18 protein-coding genes are annotated in these 20,139 nt (G+C 67.9%); 7 read left to right on the forward strand and 11 right to left on the reverse strand.

What is annotated here, in order from left to right:
- Window positions 1–390, reverse strand: a complete 390-nt coding sequence (locus tag AB4Y98_RS06705) for a DUF6165 family protein (RefSeq protein ID WP_223497520.1) — start codon at window positions 388–390, stop codon at window positions 1–3.
- 165 nt (window positions 391–555) lie between these two features.
- On the opposite strand from AB4Y98_RS06705, the gene AB4Y98_RS06710 reads away from it, so the two are divergent.
- The gene (locus AB4Y98_RS06710; RefSeq protein WP_363734345.1) at window positions 556–1,254 is read left to right on the forward strand and encodes a TorF family putative porin; all 699 of its coding nucleotides are present in this window, start codon (window positions 556–558) and stop codon (window positions 1,252–1,254) included.
- On the opposite strand, the gene AB4Y98_RS06715 is transcribed toward AB4Y98_RS06710, so the two are convergent.
- Entirely contained in the window at window positions 1,251–2,399 is a 1,149-nt protein-coding gene (locus AB4Y98_RS06715; RefSeq protein ID WP_394196932.1) for an MFS transporter, read from the reverse strand. The genes AB4Y98_RS06710 and AB4Y98_RS06715 overlap by 4 nt on opposite strands.
- A 144-nt stretch (window positions 2,400–2,543) precedes the next feature.
- Here AB4Y98_RS06715 and AB4Y98_RS06720 point away from each other — a divergent pair, with 144 nt between their 5' ends.
- Complete coding sequence (locus AB4Y98_RS06720) at window positions 2,544–3,431, forward strand: LysR family transcriptional regulator (protein ID WP_442244031.1); 888 nt, start codon at window positions 2,544–2,546, stop codon at window positions 3,429–3,431.
- Here AB4Y98_RS06720 and AB4Y98_RS06725 read toward each other — a convergent pair.
- Window positions 3,400–3,867: a DUF1456 family protein gene (locus AB4Y98_RS06725; RefSeq protein ID WP_033832824.1), complete on the reverse strand. Its 468-nt coding sequence runs from the start codon at window positions 3,865–3,867 to the stop codon at window positions 3,400–3,402. The two genes, AB4Y98_RS06720 and AB4Y98_RS06725, sit on opposite strands and share 32 nt — an antisense overlap.
- Before the next feature lie 85 nt (window positions 3,868–3,952).
- Here AB4Y98_RS06725 and AB4Y98_RS06730 point away from each other — a divergent pair, with 85 nt between their 5' ends.
- Both AB4Y98_RS06730 and AB4Y98_RS06735 read left to right on the forward strand, forming a co-directional pair.
- Window positions 3,953–4,447 (forward strand): hypothetical protein, encoded by a 495-nt coding sequence (locus AB4Y98_RS06730; RefSeq protein WP_312786446.1) that lies wholly within the window; start codon window positions 3,953–3,955, stop codon window positions 4,445–4,447.
- Between the two features lie 88 nt (window positions 4,448–4,535).
- A complete protein-coding gene (locus AB4Y98_RS06735; protein ID WP_442244032.1) occupies window positions 4,536–5,288 on the forward strand; it encodes an SDR family NAD(P)-dependent oxidoreductase in 753 nt (250 codons plus the stop codon).
- An 86-nt stretch (window positions 5,289–5,374) separates the two neighbouring features.
- Here AB4Y98_RS06735 and AB4Y98_RS06740 read toward each other — a convergent pair whose 3' ends face one another.
- From AB4Y98_RS06740 to AB4Y98_RS06755, 4 genes are all read right to left on the reverse strand, one after another.
- Complete coding sequence (locus AB4Y98_RS06740) at window positions 5,375–6,268, reverse strand: SPOR domain-containing protein (RefSeq protein WP_442244033.1); 894 nt, start codon at window positions 6,266–6,268, stop codon at window positions 5,375–5,377.
- A gap of 21 nt (window positions 6,269–6,289) precedes the next feature.
- Window positions 6,290–7,978, reverse strand: a complete 1,689-nt coding sequence (gene argS / locus AB4Y98_RS06745; RefSeq protein ID WP_442244034.1) for an arginine--tRNA ligase — start codon at window positions 7,976–7,978, stop codon at window positions 6,290–6,292.
- A gap of 114 nt (window positions 7,979–8,092) precedes the next feature.
- Window positions 8,093–8,797: a RadC family protein gene (radC, locus tag AB4Y98_RS06750; protein WP_312111696.1), complete on the reverse strand. Its 705-nt coding sequence runs from the start codon at window positions 8,795–8,797 to the stop codon at window positions 8,093–8,095.
- A gap of 71 nt (window positions 8,798–8,868) precedes the next feature.
- Complete coding sequence (locus tag AB4Y98_RS06755) at window positions 8,869–9,495, reverse strand: response regulator transcription factor (protein WP_313251263.1); 627 nt, start codon at window positions 9,493–9,495, stop codon at window positions 8,869–8,871.
- Window positions 9,496–9,720: 225 nt separating this feature from the next.
- Between AB4Y98_RS06755 and coaBC the strand changes: the two genes are divergently transcribed.
- The 3 genes from coaBC to AB4Y98_RS06770 are packed head-to-tail and all read left to right on the forward strand — an operon-like array spanning window position 9,721 to window position 13,832.
- Complete coding sequence (gene coaBC, locus AB4Y98_RS06760; RefSeq protein WP_313251261.1) at window positions 9,721–10,986, forward strand: bifunctional phosphopantothenoylcysteine decarboxylase/phosphopantothenate--cysteine ligase CoaBC; 1,266 nt, start codon at window positions 9,721–9,723, stop codon at window positions 10,984–10,986.
- Complete coding sequence (dut, locus tag AB4Y98_RS06765) at window positions 10,983–11,471, forward strand: dUTP diphosphatase (RefSeq protein ID WP_442244035.1); 489 nt, start codon at window positions 10,983–10,985, stop codon at window positions 11,469–11,471. The genes coaBC and dut overlap by 4 nt, the downstream gene beginning before the upstream one ends.
- 12 nt (window positions 11,472–11,483) lie before the next feature.
- A complete protein-coding gene (locus AB4Y98_RS06770) occupies window positions 11,484–13,832 on the forward strand; it encodes a phosphomannomutase/phosphoglucomutase (RefSeq protein ID WP_394196825.1) in 2,349 nt (782 codons plus the stop codon).
- Between the two features lie 195 nt (window positions 13,833–14,027).
- On the opposite strand, the gene AB4Y98_RS06775 is transcribed toward AB4Y98_RS06770, so the two are convergent.
- From AB4Y98_RS06775 to kdpB, 4 genes are read right to left on the reverse strand one after another with little or no spacing between them, the layout of a single operon-like run.
- Window positions 14,028–14,741 carry a response regulator transcription factor gene (locus AB4Y98_RS06775; protein ID WP_080150427.1) on the reverse strand — a complete coding sequence of 238 codons (714 nt, stop codon included), beginning with the start codon at window positions 14,739–14,741 and terminating at the stop codon, window positions 14,028–14,030.
- Window positions 14,722–17,382 carry an ATP-binding protein gene (locus AB4Y98_RS06780; RefSeq protein WP_442244036.1) on the reverse strand — a complete coding sequence of 887 codons (2,661 nt, stop codon included), beginning with the start codon at window positions 17,380–17,382 and terminating at the stop codon, window positions 14,722–14,724. The genes AB4Y98_RS06775 and AB4Y98_RS06780 overlap by 20 nt, the downstream gene beginning before the upstream one ends.
- Before the next feature lie 51 nt (window positions 17,383–17,433).
- Window positions 17,434–18,078 carry a potassium-transporting ATPase subunit KdpC gene (gene kdpC, locus AB4Y98_RS06785; RefSeq protein ID WP_223497533.1) on the reverse strand — a complete coding sequence of 215 codons (645 nt, stop codon included), beginning with the start codon at window positions 18,076–18,078 and terminating at the stop codon, window positions 17,434–17,436.
- The gene (kdpB, locus tag AB4Y98_RS06790) at window positions 18,075–20,135 is read right to left on the reverse strand and encodes a potassium-transporting ATPase subunit KdpB (protein ID WP_025879421.1); all 2,061 of its coding nucleotides are present in this window, start codon (window positions 20,133–20,135) and stop codon (window positions 18,075–18,077) included. Before kdpB ends, kdpC begins: the two co-directional genes overlap by 4 nt.
- Window positions 20,136–20,139: the final 4 nt, after the last annotated feature.

Genomic DNA, 20,139 nt, shown 5'->3' on the forward strand with positions numbered 1-20,139 from the left:
CTACTCGCCCTGGTACTGCTTTTCTTCCACCAGCGCCGAACCGGCGACGCGGTTGATCTCGTTCTTCACCTGCACGCGTTCGCCGTTGGTGCCGTACACGCCGCGCGCCAGCTGGATGAACGCTTCGTCGAACACCTGCGCCGCTTCCTTGTCGCGCAGCTGGTCCTGGATCTCCCACATGCGCTCGTTGATGGCCTTCAGCTGCGTCTTCATCGCGGCCAGTGCCGGCTGCGCGTCAAGCTGCTGCTGCAGCAGCGGCAGCAGGCCGTCAAGCTCGGTGCGCACGTTGGCCAGCTTGGTCGCATCGTCGATGCGCTCGGCCTTGATCTCGAGAATGGTGATCTTGTCGATCAGCTCGCCGATCGATACCGGGGTCAGGATGGCGTCCACGTGGTTGGTTCCTGGAAATAGGCCCGCATGATACCGCGCTCACCGTAGCGCGGATTTACGCTGAATTTGCGCTGGCACGGCAGCATCGCCATCGAACCGTTACGGCCATGCCATCGACACTGCCGTCCCGGCGGACAGACCGCCTTCGACGAGGAAGTGAGTGCAGTGAAGAGCAAGGGGATGATCGTGGCCAGCGCGGCCGCACTGGCGGGGCTGCTGTGCGCCGGCAGCGTGCAGGCGCAGGTGCAGGTGAGTGGCACGGCGGCATTGACCAGCGACTATGTCTGGCGCGGCAGCTCGCAGAGCGAGGGCGATCCGGCCGCGCAGGTGGGGGCAAAGGTGACGGTGGGTTCGGGCTGGTATGCCAGCGCCTGGGGCTCGAATGTCTCGTTCACGCCGGACAGCGGGGCACGCAGCGAGTTCGATCTCGTCGCCGGCTGGTCGGGCGCGCTGTCGCCGGACTGGAGCCTGGATGCGAACCTCACCCGGTATGTCTATCCGGGCACCGGCCGCGCACTGGACTGGACCGAACTCAATGTCACCACCACCTGGAAGCAACGCGCCTGGCTGCAGGTTGCCCACTCCAACGATGCGCTGGCCGGCGGCCGTCGCGGCACCTACGCGCAGCTGGGCGTGCGGGTGCCGTTGAGCGAGCGCGTGCGGTTGGAAGCGGCGGTGGGGCAGTACTGGCTGGCTACCGCGCAGGGGCCGGACTACCTGCATGGCCAGCTCAGTGCCATCGCCACGCTGACGCCGGCCTGGGAACTGCGCGCCACCGTGCATGACACCGACAGCGCCGCCAAGCGGCTGTTCCCGGGCAATTCCGGTGGACGCTGGGAACTGGCGCTGCAGGGCAGCTTCTAGTCGGCCGATGTTGCCTGGCGTGTGCGCCAGGCACTGGGCAGCCACACCAGCAGGGCCAGTACCGCCACCGCAGTACCGGCCACGCACACGCCGGTCCAGCCGAAACGCTGGTAGACCTGCGCCGACAGCAGCGAGCCCAGCGAGCCACCGATGAAATAGCCGGTCATGTAACCGGCATTGAGGCGGTTGCGTGCCTCCGGCTGCAGCGCGTAGATCAGGTTCTGGTTGCTGACATGCAGCAGCTGCGCGGCCAGGTCCAGCACCACCACGCCGACCAGTAGCGCCAGCAGCGAGTGCGCCGACAATCCCAGAGGCAGCCAGGACAGCAGCAACAGCACCAGCGCAATGGCCGTGGCCCGGCCGGTCTGGCCACGATCCGACATGCGCCCGGCCAGGCCGGCAGCCAGCGTACCGGCGGCACCGACCAGCCCGAACAGGCCGATGGTGGCGTCGCTGTAGGCATACGGCGGCTGCGCCAGCAGGAATGCCAGTGGCGTCCAGAAGATCGCGAACATCGCAAAGCTGCACGCGCCGAGCAGTGTGCGTTGGCGCAGCACCGGTTCCTGCAGGAACAGCGTGCCGATCGAGCGCAGCAACGCGAAGTAGCCGAGCCCGGCAGTGTGGTGGAAACGCGGCAGGCCGCGATGCAGGGCCAGCGCGGTCAGCACCAGCGTACCTGCAGCGATCGCGTAGACCAGGCGCCAGTCGCCCAGGCTCGACAGCAGCCCGGCCACGGTGCGTGCCAGCAGGATGCCCAGCAGCAGCCCGCTCATCAGCGTGCCGACCACGCGGCCGCGATGCTCCGGTGCGGCCAGGGTGGCGGCGAACGGCACCAGTACCTGCGCCACCACCGAGAACAACCCGGTGATCGCTGTACCGGCCAGCAGCCATGGCAACGACGGCGCGCACGCGCTGATCACCAGCCCGCTGGCTGACAACAAGGTCATCACCACGATCAGCCGGCGGCGCTCGAACAGATCACCCAACGGCACCAGCAGGATCAGGCCGGCCGCGTAGCTCAACTGCGCAGCGGTCACCACCATGCCGACCTGGCCGAAAGGCACGCCGAAGGCATCGGCGATGGTATGCAGCAACGGCTGCGCGTAGTAATTGCTGGCCACCGCGACGCCGGTGGCGACCGACATCAACAGGATCTGCCAGCGCTGCAGGGGAGGAAGGGAAGGGGACACGCGATGTTCCGTGAAGCAGGGCAGCACAGTGTCTGCCTGCTGCGGTCATGATGGAAATGAATCATCATCATCCCTGTCATCTGAAATTGAGATACCGGTGTGAACCTCAAGCAGCTCGAGTTCGCCGTGGCCCTGGCTGAAGAGGGCAACTTCACCCGTGCGGCCGCGCGCTGCCACGTCGTGCAGTCGGCCTTGAGCCACCAGATCGCCCATCTGGAGCAGGAGCTGGGCACGACGTTGTTCGAGCGGCTGCCGCGCCAGGTGCGCGCTACGGCCGCGGGCGAAGCGTTGCTGGTGCACGCCCGGCAGGTACTGGCCAGCCTGCGCCACCTGCGTGCCGACGTCGCTGCCGTCAGTGGTGAAGTGCGCGGCCTGCTGGCGATCGGGCAGATCTCGTCGCTGACCGGCATCGACGCGGTGGCCATGCTGGCTGCCTTCCAGCAGCAGCACCCGCAGGTCGAATTCCAGTTGCGGGTGGACAAGAGCGAAACCCTGCTGCAGCAGGTGCAGTCGCGTGCACTGGACGTGGCGCTGGTGGGGCTGGCGCCGTCGGCCGATCTTGAGGGCGTCTGCCACCAGATGCTGCAGGAAGAGGATCTGGTGGCCGTGCTGGCGCCGCAGCATCGGCTGGCCACGCGCCAGCGGCTGCCGTTGGCGGCGCTGCAGGATGAGGCCCTGGTCGATTTCCCGCGGGGGACCGGCGCGCGCCGGCAGACCGATGATGCGTTCGCCGCAGCGGGCCTGCCGCATCAGGTGCGTTTCGAGGTCAACCTGATGGAACTGGTCGAGCGCTTCGTCCGCCACGGCCTGGCGGTGGGCATCGTGCCGGTGCTGATCGCCGACGGTTTCGAAGGGGTGGTGCAGGTGCCGCTGCAACCGACCCCGACCCGGCGCGTACATCTGGTCTGGCAGCGCCTGCCGACGCCGGCCGCACGCGCCTTCGTCGATGCCGTGCTCAGCCGCGCAGGCGCAGGCTCAGGCCCTTGAGGAAGTTGCGCAGCATCTGGTCCAGGCAGCGCCGGTAGTTCTTGTGGCCGGGCTGGCGGAACAGCGCGCCGAGTTCGGATTTGGAGACATTGAAGCCGATGCTGGTGAAGATCTCCATCATGTCGACATCGCGCAGCTGGAAGGCCACGCGCAGCTTCTTCAACACCAGGTTGTTGTCGATGCGGGTTTCCACCGCGCGCGGCGCCTGGCCCTCATCGTGACCGCGCAGGTGCAGGATCAGGCCATCGAGGAAGTGCGCCAGCGCACTGTCGCTCATCGGCTGGAAACCCGGCTCGTCTTCACGCAGCAGCCAGGCCTTGGCCTGGTCGACATCCACTTCGAACGCCGGATCGGCCATCTGGCACAGGGTGACCACGTGGTGGTCGCCGAGGTCCAGGGAGTAGCGCACGCTGCGCAGTACATCATTATTGATCATGGCCCATTGTACCGGCCCTGCGGCTGTAACCGGACTGTCACCGGATTGCAGCATCGTGAGCGCTGTTCTGCAGGGATTCCCTCTGATGCGCCGGTACCTTCTCTCCATTCTTCTGGTCGCCAGCAGCTTCGCCGCCACCGCCCAGGACCGTTTCGTGCCCGTAGAGCAGCGTCTCAGCGCGGCCCAGCTGGCCGAAGTGGGCCTGGACACGACCCAGCTGCAGACCCTGAACCGTGTGCTGCGCGAGGCCGAGGCGTCGATGCCTGCCCCCGCCCGGGCGCCGGTTGCGGCCAACACCGGCGCGCCGTTGCCGGCCAACGTTCCCGCCCCGGCGGCGATGCACCTGGGCCTGGAAGAGGGCCCGGTCAGCGCCCGCGTGGTCGGCGACGTTGCCGGCTGGGAGCCGGGCACGGTGTTCACCCTCGACAACGGCCAGCAGTGGCAGGTGATGAAGGGCCAGATGAAGCTGCGCAAGACCCTGCAGGCACCGCAGATCGAGGTGATTCCGGGTATCGCCGGACGCTGGTTCCTGCAGGTCGACGAAGACCTGCCGAAGGCACGCGTGTTCCGCCTGCGCTGACCGCGCGCATCGCAGCAGGCCGATCAGGCAACGCAGCCGTGGACCGACGGTGCCAGAATGGCGGTCTGGTTTCCCACGGAGTTGTCTGATGACCCGAACCGTCCTGATTACCGGTGCCACTTCCGGCTTCGGCGCCGCTGCCGTACACCGCTTTGCCCAGGCGGGCTGGAAAGTGATCGCCACCGGCCGTCGCAGCGAACGCCTGCAGCCGCTGGTCGAGCGTTATGGCAAGGATGTGGTGCACGCGGCCGTGTTCGACGTGCGTGATCCGGTCGCGATGGAAGCGGCACTGCTGGCGCTGCCGCCGGCTTTCGGCGACATCGACCTGCTGGTCAACAATGCCGGTCTCGCCCAGGGCACCGCGCCGGCGCAGAGCGCCAGCCTGAAGGACTGGACGACGATGATCGACACCAACATCACCGCGCTGGTCACCCTGACCCATCGCCTGTTGCCGCAGCTGGTGGAGCGCAAGGGCGCCATCATCAACATTTCGTCGGTGGCCGGTGTCTATCCGTATCCGGGCGGCAACGCCTATGGCGGCACCAAGGCCTTCGTCAGCCAGTTCTCGCTGGGCCTGCGTTCGGACCTGCACGGTACCGGTGTACGCGTGACCACCATCGAACCGGGCATGGCCGAAACCGAGTTCACCGTGGTCCGCACCCATGGCGACCAGGTTGCGTCCGACAAGCTGTACACCGGCGCCAACCCGATGACCGCCGAAGACATCGCCGAGCATATCTTCTGGGTGGCGAGCCTGCCCCCGCACCTGAACATCAATCGCCTGGAACTGATGCCGGTCAGCCAGTCGTTCGCCGGTTTCCAGGTTGCCCGCGAGAGCTGATCCGCTGTCTGCAGCGTCGAGCCCGGCGCTGCACGGGCAAAAAAAAAGCCGGGCAATGCCCGGCTTTTTTCATCATGCCCGCACGCTTACTGCGCCTTGATCGCCATCGCCTGCAGGCCGGTGCCATCCAGCTTTTGCTTGGCTTCGGAAAGCTCACCGGCGGTGCCATAGGGCCCCATGCGTACGCGGTACACGGTCTTGCCGTTGATCTGCGCCGACTCCACGCGTGCTGCCAGGCCCATCATCGCCAGCTTGGCCTTGGTCGCTTCGGCATCGCCGGAAGCGCCGAATGCACCTGCCTGCAGGATGTAGCGGGCATTGTCGGCCGGTGCCGGGGCTGCTGCAGCGCTGGCGGTGGCCGGCGCGGTTTCGCTGCGTGCCGCAGGAGCGGCGGCAACGGTGCTGGCGCTGGCCGGCGCGGTGGTGGCGGCCGCTGGCGTGGCGGTCGTCGGACGTTCACTCACCGGCGTCGGCAGCGGACGGCTGGTGGCGGTCACCGGGGCGGTGCTGGCAACGCTTGCAGTCGCCGCAGGTGCCGTGGCCGCAACCGCCGGCACCGGCTTGCCTTCCAGTGCTGCCTGCGCGCGTTGCGCTTCGGCCTTGCTCCGGCGCTGTTCCTCGGCGCGCGCGCTGGCGGCCAGTTCGGCGTCGGACATCTCCACTTCCTTGCCAGGCAGCAGGGTGTAGAAATCGTACTGGGTGGCCGCCGGCTTTTCCGGCTCAGCCGGCTTCGGCGTGGCCGGCTGTGCAGCCGGCTGGGTGCCGACATCGCTTTCGCCATCGGCTACCGGCGCCGGCTGCGCGTTCGGGTTCGGCTGCGGACCGGCGCGCAGGAAGCCATCGCCCTCGCCCTTGAACAGGTTCGGCGCCGCCAGGAACACCACGGCGGCGATCGCCACGCCGGCAACCAGCCACACCCATCCGGGCGTGCCTTGGCTGCTGTTGCGCCGAGCCTGTGTCTTGCCGCGTCGTGCTGCCATGTCTACTGCGTCTCCTGAGACTTACATTTTTTCCGGGGCGGAAACGCCCAGGAGGTCGAGGCCATTGGCCAGTACCTGGCGCGCCGCGCAGGCCAGGGTCAACTTGGCATTGCGATCGGTCGCGTCATCCACCAGCACCGGTGTCCCGTGATACCACGTGTGGAACGCGTGCGCCAATTCGCGCAGGTACTGCGCGACCTGGTGCGGTTCCAGCGCCACACCGGCCGCTTCCACCACTTCCGGATAACGCGAGATCTCGTTCATCAGGGCCAGCGATGCGTCATCGGCCAGGCGGCCCAGGTTGGACAGACCGGTGCCCTGTTCGTAGACCAGGCCCTTCTCCTGCGCCTGGCGCAGCAGGCTGCAGACACGGGCATGCGCGTACTGCACGTAGAACACCGGGTTGTCGTTGCTCTGCTGACGGGCCAGATCGATGTCGAAGGTCAGCTGCGAATCGGGCTTGCGCGCGATCAGGAACCAGCGGGTCGCGTCGCGGCCGGCTTCTTCGATGAGGTCGCGCAGGGTGAAGTAGCTGCCGGCACGCTTGGACAGCTTCACTTCCTCGCCGCCGCGCATGACGGTGACCATCTGGTGCAGCACGTACTCCGGCCAGCCCTGCGGGATGCCCACTTCCATGGCCTGCAGGCCGGCACGCACGCGCGCCAGCGAACCGTGGTGGTCCGCGCCCAGCTCGGTGATCGCACGCTCATAGCCGCGCTGCCACTTCGACAGGTGGTAGGCCACGTCCGGCACGAAGTAGGTGAAGGTGCCGTCGGACTTGCGCATGACGCGGTCCTTGTCGTCACCGAAGTCGGTGCTGCGCAGCCACAGCGCACCGCCTTCTTCATAGGTATGGCCCGACGCCTGCAGCTTGGCCACCGCCTCGGCCACCTTGCCATCGGCGTACAGCGAGCTTTCCAGGAAGTAGATGTCGAAATCCACGCCGAACGCGGCCAGGTCCAGGTTCTGCTCGTTGCGCAGGTAGGCCACGGCGAAGCGACGGATCGCCTGCATGTCGTCCGGGTCCTTGGCGCCGACCACGAGGGTGCCTTCCAGGTCGACGCTGGCGCCGGTCATGTAGGCACGTGCCACATCGGCGATGTAGTCGCCGCGGTAGCCGCCTTCCGGCCAGCCTTCCTGGTCCGGAGCGATGCCCTTCACTCGTGCCTGGGTCGACAGCGCCAGGTTCTCGATCTGCACGCCGGCATCGTTGTAGTAGAACTCGCGCTTGGCGTTCCAGCCATTGACATCGAGTACGCGTGCCACGCAGTCGCCGATGGCCGCTGCGCGGCCGTGGCCGACATGCAACGGACCGGTCGGGTTGGCCGACACATACTCCACGCCCACCGTGCGGCCATTGCCGGACAGGTTGCGGCCGTAATCGGCGCCTTCCTTGATCACGGTGACGGCTTCACGCTGGTACGCGGCCGGTGCCAGGTGGAAATTGATGAAGCCCGGGCCGGCGATCTCGACCTTGCTGACGTCTTCGCTGCGCGGCAGCGCCTCGACAAGCGCCTGTGCCAATGCGCGCGGATTGCTGCGCGCGGCTTTGGCCAGCAGCATCGCGGCGTTGGTAGCGAAGTCGCCATGGTCGCGGGTCTTCGGGCGCTCGACCACGAAGTCCGGCGGCAGGGAGTCGACGGGCAGGGTGCCATTGGCGCGCAAGGCTTCGATGCCTTGGCTGATCAGGGCGCGGAGGAGATTTTTCACGAGGCCTGCTGTGAGAATGAGCGGCGGAATCGCCCATTTTAGCGCAGATGCCGGTCGCAACGCTGACCGAGGCCTGCCTGCCAGGGCACGCGGAGCCGCCTGCTGCTGCGGGGCTCATCGCATCGGTCGGGCTCGAAGCGGCGGTAGAAGACCCCGTTCAGCAAACGAAACGGGACGCCCCTCGCCCACCACGAAGTGGTCCAGCAGGCGGACGTCGACCAGTGCGAGGGCCCGTTGCAGCTCCTCGGTGATCTGCGCGTCGGCCGTCGACGGTTCCGGATCGCCGGAGGGATGGTTATGGCTGAGGATGACCGCGGCGGCGTTGTGCAGCAGCGCTCTGCGCACCACTTCGCGGGGATAGACCGGGGCTGCGTTTATCGTTCCGGCGAACAGTTCCTCGCAGGCGATCAGGCGGTGGCGGTTGTCCAGGAACAGCACCACGAACAGTTCGCGTGCCTGCCCGCGCAGGCGGTGCTGCAGGTAGCGGCCGACGGCGGCAGGGTTGTCGCCGACGGCTTCGCCCTGCTGCAGTTCAGCGGCCAGATAGCGGTGGGCCAGTTCCAGCCCCGCAGCCAGCGTGCAGCTGCGCGCCGGCCCCAAACCGGGAAGTCTCGACAGTTCGCGGGCGGGGCGGTCCAGCAGCACCCGCAGTGGACCGTGGGCGAGCAACAGGTCGCGCGCAGTCTGTACCGCGTCCCGGCCGCCAATGCCGGAACCCAGGAACAGGGCCAGCAGTTCGGCGTCGGACAGTGACGCGGGACCCCGGGCCAGCAGCTTCTCGCGGGGGCGCTCTTCTTCGGGCCATTCATGGATGGGCATGGCTCCCATCATGGCGATCCTCGCCGGCCGGCCCCATAAGCCCTTGCCGTGCCCGTGGGTCGGTCAAGTCCTCAGTCGCGGCGGGTCTGCAGGTAGTCGTAGAGCTCCTGGTTCGTCTGCAGGCCCAGTTTGCGCATGGCTTCGGCTTTCTGCCGGCTGATCGTCTTCGGGCTGCGCCCGCTGCGGTCGGCGATGGCATTGATGCTCAGGCCGTCGGTCAGCAGTTGAAGCACTTCCAGTTCGCGTGTCGACAACGCGGCCGGCGGGTGCGGAAACAGCAGATCGCGCGCCTGCAGGTGGCGCCGCAGGTGATGGGAGACGAATACCTGGCCTGCCATGGCCGCATGCAGAGCCTGGGCCAGCTCGGGGAAGTCGGCGCTCTTGTCGACCAGGCCGTGTACGCCATCGCGTAGCAGGCCATCGAGCAGCCCCGGGTGCCTGGCCCCGGTCAGCACCACCACGGGAAGGCCGGGGTGGCGTTCGCGCAGCACGGCCAGCAGTTCGGGACCATCCGGGCCGGGGCCGGGCATGGACAGGTCGGTGAGTACGGCATGGCAGGGCTCCTGTACCAGCAGCTGCAGCAGCCCGGCGCCGTCAGCGGCGGCTCCGGCTACATCCATCTGGTGACGCTCAAGCACGATTCGGATGCCGTGCAGGACGACCGGATGGTCGTCGGCAATGATGATGCGCGGTTGCACGGGGAACTCCTCGGAAATCGAACGGCACACCAGGGTGGCCAGTGACGATTCTGCAAAGCGTGGACGGGAAGAGGTATAGGAAAGTTCCGAAACGGCGTGCCGCAAACGCGGAAAACTCCCCGGACCACCGCCCATGTGCTGATAGCCGCCCGCTATGTGCTGCGTGCACCAGGACGTTGCTGGCCTTCGGGTAAGCTAACGCCCTCGTTTGCACAGGAATTCCAGGTGGCTGATTCTCCCAACGCTTCCCCGACGCGGATCCGCGCGCTGGAAGGCCAGAAACTGCTCTTGTGTGTCGGCGGCGGGATCGCGGCGTACAAGGCCCTGGAACTGGTCCGGCGCCTGCGTGATGCCGGTGCGCTGGTTCAGGTGGCGATGACGGCCGGCGCCCAGCAGTTCGTCACGCCGCTCAGCTTCCAGGCCCTTTCCGGCCAGCCGACCCGCACCACGTTGTGGGACAGCGCTGCCGAACAGGCCATGGGCCACATTGAACTGGCACGCTGGGCCGATCGCATCGTGATCGCGCCGGGCACGGCCGATCTGCTGGCACGCCTGGCCCAGGGCCACGCCGACGACCTCGTCAGCACTTTGTGCCTGGCCAGCACCGCGCCGCTGACCGTGTGCCCGGCGATGAACCATCGGATGTGGCTGCATCCGGCCACCCAGGCCAATATCGCCCTGCTGCGCCAGCGTGGCGCGCAGGTGATCGGTCCGGTCGATGGGCCGCTGGCCGAAGGCGAGTCCGGCCCTGGCCGTTTGGCCGAACCGGGCGACATCGTCGCCGCCCTGGTTGCCAACGGCAGCGCTGGACCGGCTGCTGGAGCGGCACCGGAAACGCGCGCCCTGCAGGGCCTGCGCCTGCTGATCAGCGCTGGCCCGACCTATGAAGACATCGATCCGGTGCGTTATGTGGGCAACCGCAGCAGCGGCAAGATGGGTTACGCCCTGGCCGCCGCCGCCGCCGGGCTGGGTGCCCAGGTGGTGCTGGTCAGTGGCCCGGTGCAGTTGCCGACGCCGGCCGGCGTGCAACGCATTGATGTGCGCTCTGCCGCGCAGATGCGCGAAGCGGTGCTGAATGCGCTGCCGGCCGACATCTATATTGGTGCTGCCGCCGTTTCCGATTACACCCCGCGCCAGGTCGCCGCGCAGAAGTTGAAGAAGACCGCCGACAGCCAGTCGCTGGTGATCGAGCTGGTGCGCACCCCGGACATCCTGGCCGAGGTTGCCGCGCAGACGCAGTCGTTGAAGCTGGTGGTCGGCTTTGCCGCCGAGACCCACGATGTGGAGAAGTACGCGCGCGGCAAACTGGTCGACAAGCGCCTGGATCTGGTGATCGCCAACCAGGTGGGCATCAGCGGCGGTGGTTTCGAAAGCGACAACAACGCCGCCACGGCCTTCTGGCAGGATGGCGAACAGGTATTCCCGGCTACTTCCAAGCGTGAGCTGGCCGAACAACTGCTGGCGCTGATCGCGCGGAGACTTCAGGCATGACCGAGGCAAACAACACCCACGGATTCTTCCCGCAACCGTTGCAGGTCAAGCTGCTCGACCCGCGCTTCGGCGACAGCTGGCCGCTGCCGGCCTATGCCACCGAAGCCAGCGCCGGCATGGATCTGCGCGCGGCGCTGGAAACCGCGCTGACCCTGCAGCCGGGCGATACCGCACTGGTCCCCAGCGGGCTGGCCATCCATATCGCCGACCCGCATCTGTGTGCGGTGATCCTGCCGCGTTCGGGCCTGGGCCACCGCCATGGCATCGTGCTTGGCAATGGCACCGGCCTGATCGACGCCGACTACCAGGGGCCGCTGCTGATCAGTGTCTGGAACCGTGGCCGCGAGGTCTTCACCATCGAGCCGGGCGATCGCATCGCGCAGTTGGTGGTCGTGCCGATTGCCCGCGTCAGCCTGCAGGTGGTGGATACTTTCACCGACAGCGTGCGGGGAACGGGTGGATTCGGCCATACCGGGGTGCGTTGACAGGGGACATCGATGAGCGGCATCGGGGAAGCACAGCGGGGAAAGTCGTTGGGACGGAGCGCGCCATTGCTGGGTGTGCTGCTGGTACTGCTGGCCGCTTGGTTCGGCTGGAGCGCGGTACAGCAGTGGCGGCAGGCGGCCAGCGGGGAAGCGCTGGAACAGGCGCGCGACCAGGCCGTGCAAGGGCTGCAGCAGGCTGCCGCTGGCCAGCTGCAGCAGCTGCAGCAGCAGTTGAAGGGCGACCGCGTCCAGCAGGCGCTGCAGGCCGGTGATGCGGCCGGTGCCGCGCTGGCGCTGCGGGAAAGCTGGACCGGCGTCGAACAAGTGGAAGTGCTGGGCGCTGACCTGGCCGCAGGCTATGCCGATGCGGCCACCTTTGGATACGCACGCCTGGCCCTGCTGGAATCGGCGCTGGCAGATGGCAAGCCGGCGCTGCGGGTGATCCGCGATGGCGGCGGCAACCGCCTGGGTCTGGCCGCGCCGGTACAGCTGGCTGGCGTCGGACCGGCGGTGGTCTATGTCCGCCAGCCGCTGCTGCGGTTGACCGCGCCGCTGGATCAGGTACACGCCCCCGGCAATGGTTTCCTGGCGCTGCGCCAGGGAGCGCACAACATCGTGGCGCAGGGTGATAGCGGCCTGTCCGAGAGCGCCGAGGCAATGGCGCGCCCGGTGGCCGGCACCCCGCTGCGACTGACCGCCGGGGTACCCAACGTGGAACCCGGTCCGCTGGGGCTGGGAGCCCTCGCCAGCGCGATTGTCGCCCTGCTGCTGGCTTTCATCGCGGTACTGCTGGTGGTAGGCCGTGGCCGATTGCCAACGTCGCTGCCGCTGCCCAGCCGCCGCAGCGCAGTGACCGACGCCGATCACGGCCCGACCCTGCGTGAAAGCCTGCAGATGGTCCCGCCGACGGTGCCCAGCGAGGCGCTGTCCGAGGCGGTGCCGCCTCCGCCGCCACCCGTCCCCGCCGAGGAGCTGGCTGCAGGCATCTTCCGCGCGTACGACATCCGCGGCGTGGTCGGCAGTGAGCTGACCGCGCGCACCGCCGCGCTGATYGGCCAGGCGATCGGCACCGTCGCCCTTGAGCAGGGCCTGCGCGAGGTGGTGATCGGCCGTGATGGCCGCCTGTCTGGTCCCGAGCTGTCAGCCGGGCTGGCCGAAGGCCTGCGGCGTGCCGGCTGTGCGGTCATCGATATCGGCCTGGCGCCGACCCCGGTGGTGTATTTCGCCGCCTTCCATCTGCGCACCGGTACCTGCGTAGCGGTCACCGGCAGCCACAATCCGCCGGACTACAACGGTTTCAAGATCGTCATCGGTGGTGAGACCTTGTCTGGTGATGCGATCACCGACCTCTACCAGCGCATTGTCGAAGGCCGTCTGGTGCAGGCTGCGGAACCGGGTGACTACCAGCAGCGCGAGGTCAGCGCCGACTACATCCAGCGTATTGCCGATGACGTGCAGCTGGACCGCCCACTGAAGGTCGTCGCCGATGCAGGCAACGGCGTGGCGGGTGCCTTCGCACCGCAGCTGCTGGAAGCGATCGGCGCCGAAGTCATTCCGTTGTACTGCGATGTCGACGGCACCTTCCCCAACCATCACCCCGATCCCAGCGAACCGGCCAACCTGGAAGACCTGGTGCAGACGGTCAAGCGCTTTGGCGCCGACCTCGGTGTGGCGTTCGATGGTGACGGTGATCGCCTTGGCGTGGTCACCGGTGAGGGCAAGATCATTTATGCCGACCGCCTGCTGATGCTGTTCGCCGCCGATGTGCTGATGCGCAACCCGGGCGCGATGGTGATCTACGACGTGAAGTGCACCGGCAAGTTGTCCGATCACGTGCTGCGCAATGGCGGCAGTCCGTTGATGTGGAAGACCGGGCACTCGCTGATGAAGGCGAAGATGCGCGAGACCGACGCCGAACTGGCGGGCGAGATGAGCGGCCACTTCTTCTTCAAGGAACGCTGGTTCGGCTTCGACGATGGCCTGTACGCCGCTGCGCGCCTGCTGGAGATCCTCGCCCAGCGCGAGGAAACGCCGGACGAGGTGCTGGCCGAGCTGCCGGAAATGGTAGCCACGCCGGAGCTGAAGGTGCCGGTGGCCGAGGGCACCCCGCATGCGTTGGTGGCGATGCTGGTGGCCGCTGCGCAGTCGCCTGACAACCCGTATGTCGGCGGTCGCCTGTCGACCATCGACGGCCTGCGGGTGGACTTCGCCGACGGCTGGGGCCTGGTTCGCGCGTCCAACACCACGCCGGTGCTGGTGCTGCGTTTCGAAGGCAACGACGAAGCAGCACTGGAGCGTATCCAGGCGCTGTTCCGCAGCCAGCTGCAGCCGGTGCTGGGCGACATCCCGCTGGGATTCTGAGGTGGCGCCGGGCTGCGCCCGGCACGCCCTGCTCGGCTGCTCTCGGTAGGTGTCGACCTTGGTCGACACGGTAGATCCACGCCATGCGTGGATGTTCTTCGATGAATTGTCGAAATTTTCGATTTCGATGGATGTCCATCCACGCATGGCGTGGATCTACTTGTCTGGTGGGTGCCGACCGTTGGTCGGCACGCCTCACCCCTTGAACCGCAATCCCACGCCCGGTTCGGTGAACAGGTAGCGTGAATCCAGTGCCGAGTCGCCCAGCTTGTGCCGCAGCTTGCCGACCAGGATGCGCAGGTAGTGGGTGTCGTGCTGGTGGGTGGGTCCCCAGATTTCCTGCAGGATCTGCGGTTGCGTCACCACCCGCCCGGCATTGCGCAGCAGCAGCGACAACAGCGCGTACTCCTTGCGGGTCAACGCCACCAGCTCGCCGTCGATCGCCACTTCACGGCGCACCAGATCCACGTGCAGGTGGCCATCGTCGAACACCGGCGGCGTGCCATCGGTCGGCACGCTGCGTGTGCGCAGCAGCGCCCGCACCCGCGCCATCAGCTCCTGGGTACCGAAGGGTTTGGTCACGTAGTCGTTGGCGCCGTTGTCCAGTGCACGCACCTTCTCGGTTTCGCCGGCACGCACGGTCAGCATGATCACCGGCACCTGGCTCCACTGCCGCAGCTGCTCCAGCACCTCGTGGCCTTCCATGTCCGGCAGGCCGATGTCCAGGATCACCAGGTCCATGTCCTCGCTGGCGGCCATCTGCAGGCCTTCCTGGCCGGTTGCGGCCTGGCGCACCTGGTAGCCCTGCGCGCGCAGGCTGATGTCCAGGAACCGGCGAATCTGGGTTTCATCGTCGATCACCAGCACGCGCGGGGCCGGCGTGCTGGCATCAGTCGGGGTCGGACTCATCGTGGGAGGCTGGCTTGAGCAGGGGCAGGGTGATGCGGATCAGGGTACCGCGACCGTCGCGCCCGGGCAGCGCCTGCACGCTGCCGCCGTGTGCGCCGATCATGCCCTGGCAGATGGTCAGGCCCAGGCCGGTGCCGTGGCGGCCGCGGTCGCCGCGTTCGACGCTGTAGAACATGTCGAAGATGCGCGCGCGCTCGTCGTCGGGAATGCCGGGGCCGGCATCGATCACGTCGATGCGCAGCTGACCGTCCAGTTCGCGCGCCAGCACCTGCACGGCGGCATCGGCTGGCGAGAACTTGGCGGCGTTCTCCATCACGTTGAACACCGCCTGTTCCACCAGCGCCGGATGCACCCAGATCGGTGCCAGCGTTGCCGGAATATCCAGCTCCAGCCGTACCTTCGGCTGGTAGCGCTGCAGGCGACGGGCGGCCGAACCGATCAGCTCGTCCACGCCTATCCAGTCGCGGTTGATCTTCAGGCCCTCGTGGCCCAACCGGGTCATGTCCAGCAGGTTCTGGATGTAGCGGTCCAGGCGCTCGCCTTCGACCAGGATGGTGTCCAGCAACGCGCGGCGGTCGGCCAGATCCATCGCCGTACCGTAGCTGGCCAGGCTGTCGGCCGAGCCGATCATCGCTGCCAGCGGCGAACGCAGGTCGTGCGACACCGAAGAAAGCAGGGCAGAGCGCAGCCGCTCGGTCTCGTTGCTCACATGCGCCTGTTCCAGCTCGGCCACCAGGCGCGTGCGCAACGCGGCCTGGGCGATGTCGTCGACCATCGCTTCGGCCAGCTGGCGCTGTTCGGGCAGCAGCCGCGCCTGCGCACCCGGCAGGTACAGGCCGGCCACGCCGATTGCACGGTCTTCGCCGTCCAGCAGCGGCAGGAACCACCACTGCGCACCTGCCAGGGTATCGGTGAAACGGCCACTGGGCTGGCCATGGCGCAGGGCCCAGTCGGCCGCCGCCAGATCGGTGTCACCGGGCAGGTGACGGCCACCGGCCGCGATATCGGCGCCGATCCGCAGCCATGCCGGAACATCCATGGCCTGTTCCAATGCCTGCCGCCCGGCCTGCGCCACTTCACCGTTGCCAGCCGCACTGGCCAGTTGCCGGCCCAACTGTTGACGCGCGCGCGCATGGCGGTTGGCCGCCCGCAGGGCGATCACCTGCATGCGCAGGCGCGAGGCCAGACGCCCGGCCACCAGCGCCGCCGCCAGGAACAGGAACACGGTGATCACGCCCTGTCGCGCGCCGATGGCGAAGGTGAAGCGCGGCGCGATGAACAGGAAGTTGTAGGCAAGGAAACACAGGATCGCCGCCATCACCGCGACGCTGGCACGGGTACGTGCAGCCACCAGCACCACCGCCACGATGAACACCATCGACAGATCGGCCATGCCCACCCAGCGTTCGACCAGCCATGCCACCGCGCAGGCGAGGGCGGTGGCGATCAGGGCCTGCAACGGTTCGTGGCTGACCCCGCGCATCGGTGGCAGCAGGCCCTCTCGACGGGAACGCGCACGCGCCTGCGGCGTGCTGATGATGGTGATCTCGTAGTGCGCGCCGCGCTGGATCAGCTGCTGGGTCAGGGTGCGGTTGAACATCCGCGCCAGCGGCCGTTCGCGGGTACGGCCCAGTACCAGCGTCGATACGCCGTTGTGCGCGGCGTGGTCGAGCAATGCATCGGCGATGCTTGAACCGTGCAGCAGCTCGGCTTCGCCGCCGAGGCGGCGGGCCAGCGCGAACGCAGCATCGATCTCGCGCCGGGTCGCTTCGTCCTGGCGGCGTCCCTGCACCGTCACTACCGTCCACGGTGCATCGCGGCGTTCGGCGATGCGTCGGGCCACCCGCACCAGGTATTCGCTCTGGCCACCGCCATCGATTGCCACCAGCACGCCACGCCGCAGCGGCAGATTGCTCTCGCCGCGCGCGGCGCGTGCTTCGCGCAGGCTGCTGTCGACACGGTCGGCGGCCTCCTGCATCGCCAGCTCGCGCAATGCAGTCAGATTGGCCGGGGAGAAGAACGCCTGCAGCGCCTGCGCGGCCTGCTCAGGCACGTACACCTTGCCCTGCTGCAGGCGCGCGATCAGTTCGCGCGGCGGCAGGTCGACCAGCACGATGTCATGCAGGCGGTCGAGTACGCCATCGGGCACGGTCTCGCTGACACGCACGCCGGTGATGCGCATCACCACATCGTTGAGGCTTTCCAGATGCTGGATGTTGACCGTGGTCCAGACGTCGATGCCGGCGTCCAGCAGTTCCATCACGTCCTGCCAGCGCCGTTCGTGGCGGCTGCCCGGCGCATTGCGATGGGCCAGCTCGTCCACCAGCACCAGCGCTGGTTTCCTCGCCAGCACGGCGTCCAGGTCCATCTCCTGCAGGTCGTGGCCATGGTAGGCCACGTCCTTCAGCGGCAGCCGTGGCAGGCCTTCCAGCAGGGCCTGGGTATCGGCACGGCCGTGGGTCTCCACCAGCCCGACCACCAGGTCCACGCCACGGCGCAGCTGTTCCTGCGCGCGGGTCAGCATGGCGTAGGTCTTGCCGACGCCGGGCGCAGCGCCCAGGAACACGGTGAGCTTGCCACCGGCTTCGCGTTGCAGTCCTTCCACCAGGGCGTTGGCCTGGCGGGTCCGCAGATCAGTCATGGGAGCCGCTGTCATGGCCGCCATTGTGCGCGCAGCGGGTGCAGCCCTGCATCACGGCGCGCGTGCCGCGTGGTCCAGCGCGAAGTTCAGCGTCACCACGTTCACCCGTGGCTGGCCGAATACGCCCCATTGCCGGCCCTGCGTGTTGGCCTTCACCAATGCCTGTACCTGCTCGACGGGCAGGCCACGTGCACGCGCCACCCGGGCCACCTGCAGCTGCGCTGCCGCCGGCGACAACTGCGGATCCAGGCCGCCGCCGGACTGGGTGACCAGATCGGCAGGAACCTGCGCGGGCGTTACGCCTTCGCGCGCGGCCACTGCTGCGGTGCTCGCCGCCACACGCTCGGCCAGCGCCGGGTTGCTGCGGGCAAGGTTGGAACCGGCTGCCGCCATCGGGTCGTAGTTGGCGGCCGACGGTCGCGCCTGGAAGTAGCCATCGCCGGTGAAGGGCTGCGACAGCCATGCCGACGCACGCACCTGACCGCTGCCATCGCGCAGCAGGCTGCCTTCGGCCTGCGCCGGGAAGGACAGGCCGGCAAAACCGGTGGCGATGCCGGCGTAGACCGCACCGGCCAGCAGCAGGGTGGCCACGCCCAGGCCGATGGCCGGGCGCCAGTTGGCGCCATCCTGCAGCGTGGCCACGCGTGCCTCGCGCTTCAGCTCGCGGGAAAGGGAAGGGGAGTCAGAACGGTTCATGCGCCGAATACCAGGACAAGAAGAAGGTCGATCAATTTGATCGCCGCGAACGGCAGCAGCACGCCACCCAGGCCGTACACCAGCATGTTCCGGCGCAGCAGCGCCGTTGCCGTGGCCGGGCGGAAGCGCACACCGCGCAGTGCCAGCGGGATCAGGGCGGGAATCACCAGGGCATTGAAGATCAGCGCCGCCAGTACCGCGTTGCGCGGGCTCGACAGCTGCATCACGTTCAGCGCGGCCATCGCAGGCACGGTGGCGGCAAACAACGCCGGCAGGATCGCGAAGTACTTGGACACATCGTTGGCCAGTGAGAACGTGGTCAGCGCGCCGCGGGTGATCAGCTGCTGCTTGCCCACCTCCACCACTGCCAGCAGCTTGGCCGGATCCGAATCCAGATCGACCATGTTGCCGGCTTCCTTGGCCGCCTGCGTACCCGAATTCATCGCCAGGCCGATGTCGGCCTGGGCCAGCGCCGGCGCATCGTTGGTACCGTCGCCGACCATCGCCACCAGGCGGCCACCGGCCTGCTCGGCACGGATGCGGGCCAGCTTGTCCTCGGGCCGTGCCTCGGCGATGTAGTCATCCACGCCGGCTTCGGCGGCGATCGCAGCAGCCGTCAGTGGGTTGTCGCCGGTGATCATCACCGTGCGGATGCCCATCGCCCGCAGCTGTGCGAACTTCTCGCGCATGCCGTGCTTGACCACGTCCGACAGCTCGATCACGCCCAGCACATGGCGACCCTCGGCCACCACCAGCGGCGTGGCACCGTTGCGTGCGACCTGGTCCACGCGCCCGGCCAGTTCGGCCGGTACGGTGCCGCCAAGTGCCTGCACATGGGCGCGGATCGCATCGGCAGCGCCCTTGCGGATCTGCCGGCCGTGCATCAGGTCGACACCGGACATGCGGGTCTGCGCACTGAAGGCCAGGTAGTCGGCCTGGTCCGGCTCGGCGGTGGTGCAGCCCTGCTCGCGGGCCAGGCGCACGATCGACTTGCCTTCCGGGGTCGGGTCGGCCAGCGATGACAGCAGTGCCGCCTCACGCAGCTGGTCGGCGTCGATCCCGGCCAATGCATGGAAGTGGCTGGCCTGGCGGTCGCCGTAGGTGATGGTGCCGGTCTTGTCGAGCAGCAGCACGTCGACGTCACCAGCCACTTCCACCGCCTTGCCCGACTTGGCCAGCACGTTGGCGGCCAGCGCACGGTTCATGCCAGCGATGCCGATGGCCGGCAGCAGGCCACCAATGGTGGTCGGGATCAGGCACACCAGCAGCGCGATCAGCAGCAGCGGATCCACCTTGACGCCCACCGAGGCACCGATCGCCGGCAGCGTCGCCACCACTACCAGGAAGGTCAGCGTCATTGCCGCCAGCAGCAGGGTCAGCGCGATCTCATTCGGCGTTTTCTGCCGGTTGGCGCCTTCCACCAGCGCGATCATGCGGTCCAGGAAGCTGTGCCCCGGCTCGGCGGTGATGCGTACGACGATCTGGTCGGACAGCACCTTGGTGCCGCCGATCACGCCGGAGCGATCAGTACCCGCCTCGCGCAGCACCGGTGCCGACTCGCCGGTTACCGCCGCTTCGTTGATGGTGGCCAGGCCCTGCACGATCTCGCCGTCGGCCGGCACCAGTTCGCCAGCACTGACGATCACGTGGTCACCGGGGCGCAGTTCCGCAGCGGGCACCTGGGTTTCGCTGGCACCGGCCTGCGCCGACGCCAGACGACGCGCCACCAGGTCCTGGCGGGCGCGGCGCAGCGAGGCGGCCTGGCCACGGCCACGTGCTTCGGCCACGGCCTCGGCGAAGTTGCCGAACAGCACGGTGACCAGCAGGATCGCGGTCACCGCCAGGCCGAAGCCCAGCGGCGCATTGCCGGTCAGGGTGATGATCGCGGCGACGATCGTGCCGGCCATCACCACCGCCATCACCGGGCTGCGCACCAGATGCATCGGCGACAGCTTGCGTACGGCCTCGATGAGCGCGCGGCGCAGGCCGGCGGCATCGAGCAGGGCCGGGCGGGAAGCCACGGAAGAGGAACGGTTTGCGGTTGCGTGACTACTCATGGGG

Source organism: Stenotrophomonas sp. 2YAF26, assembly GCF_052114625.1.
Taxonomy (GTDB): domain Bacteria; phylum Pseudomonadota; class Gammaproteobacteria; order Xanthomonadales; family Xanthomonadaceae; genus Stenotrophomonas; species Stenotrophomonas indicatrix.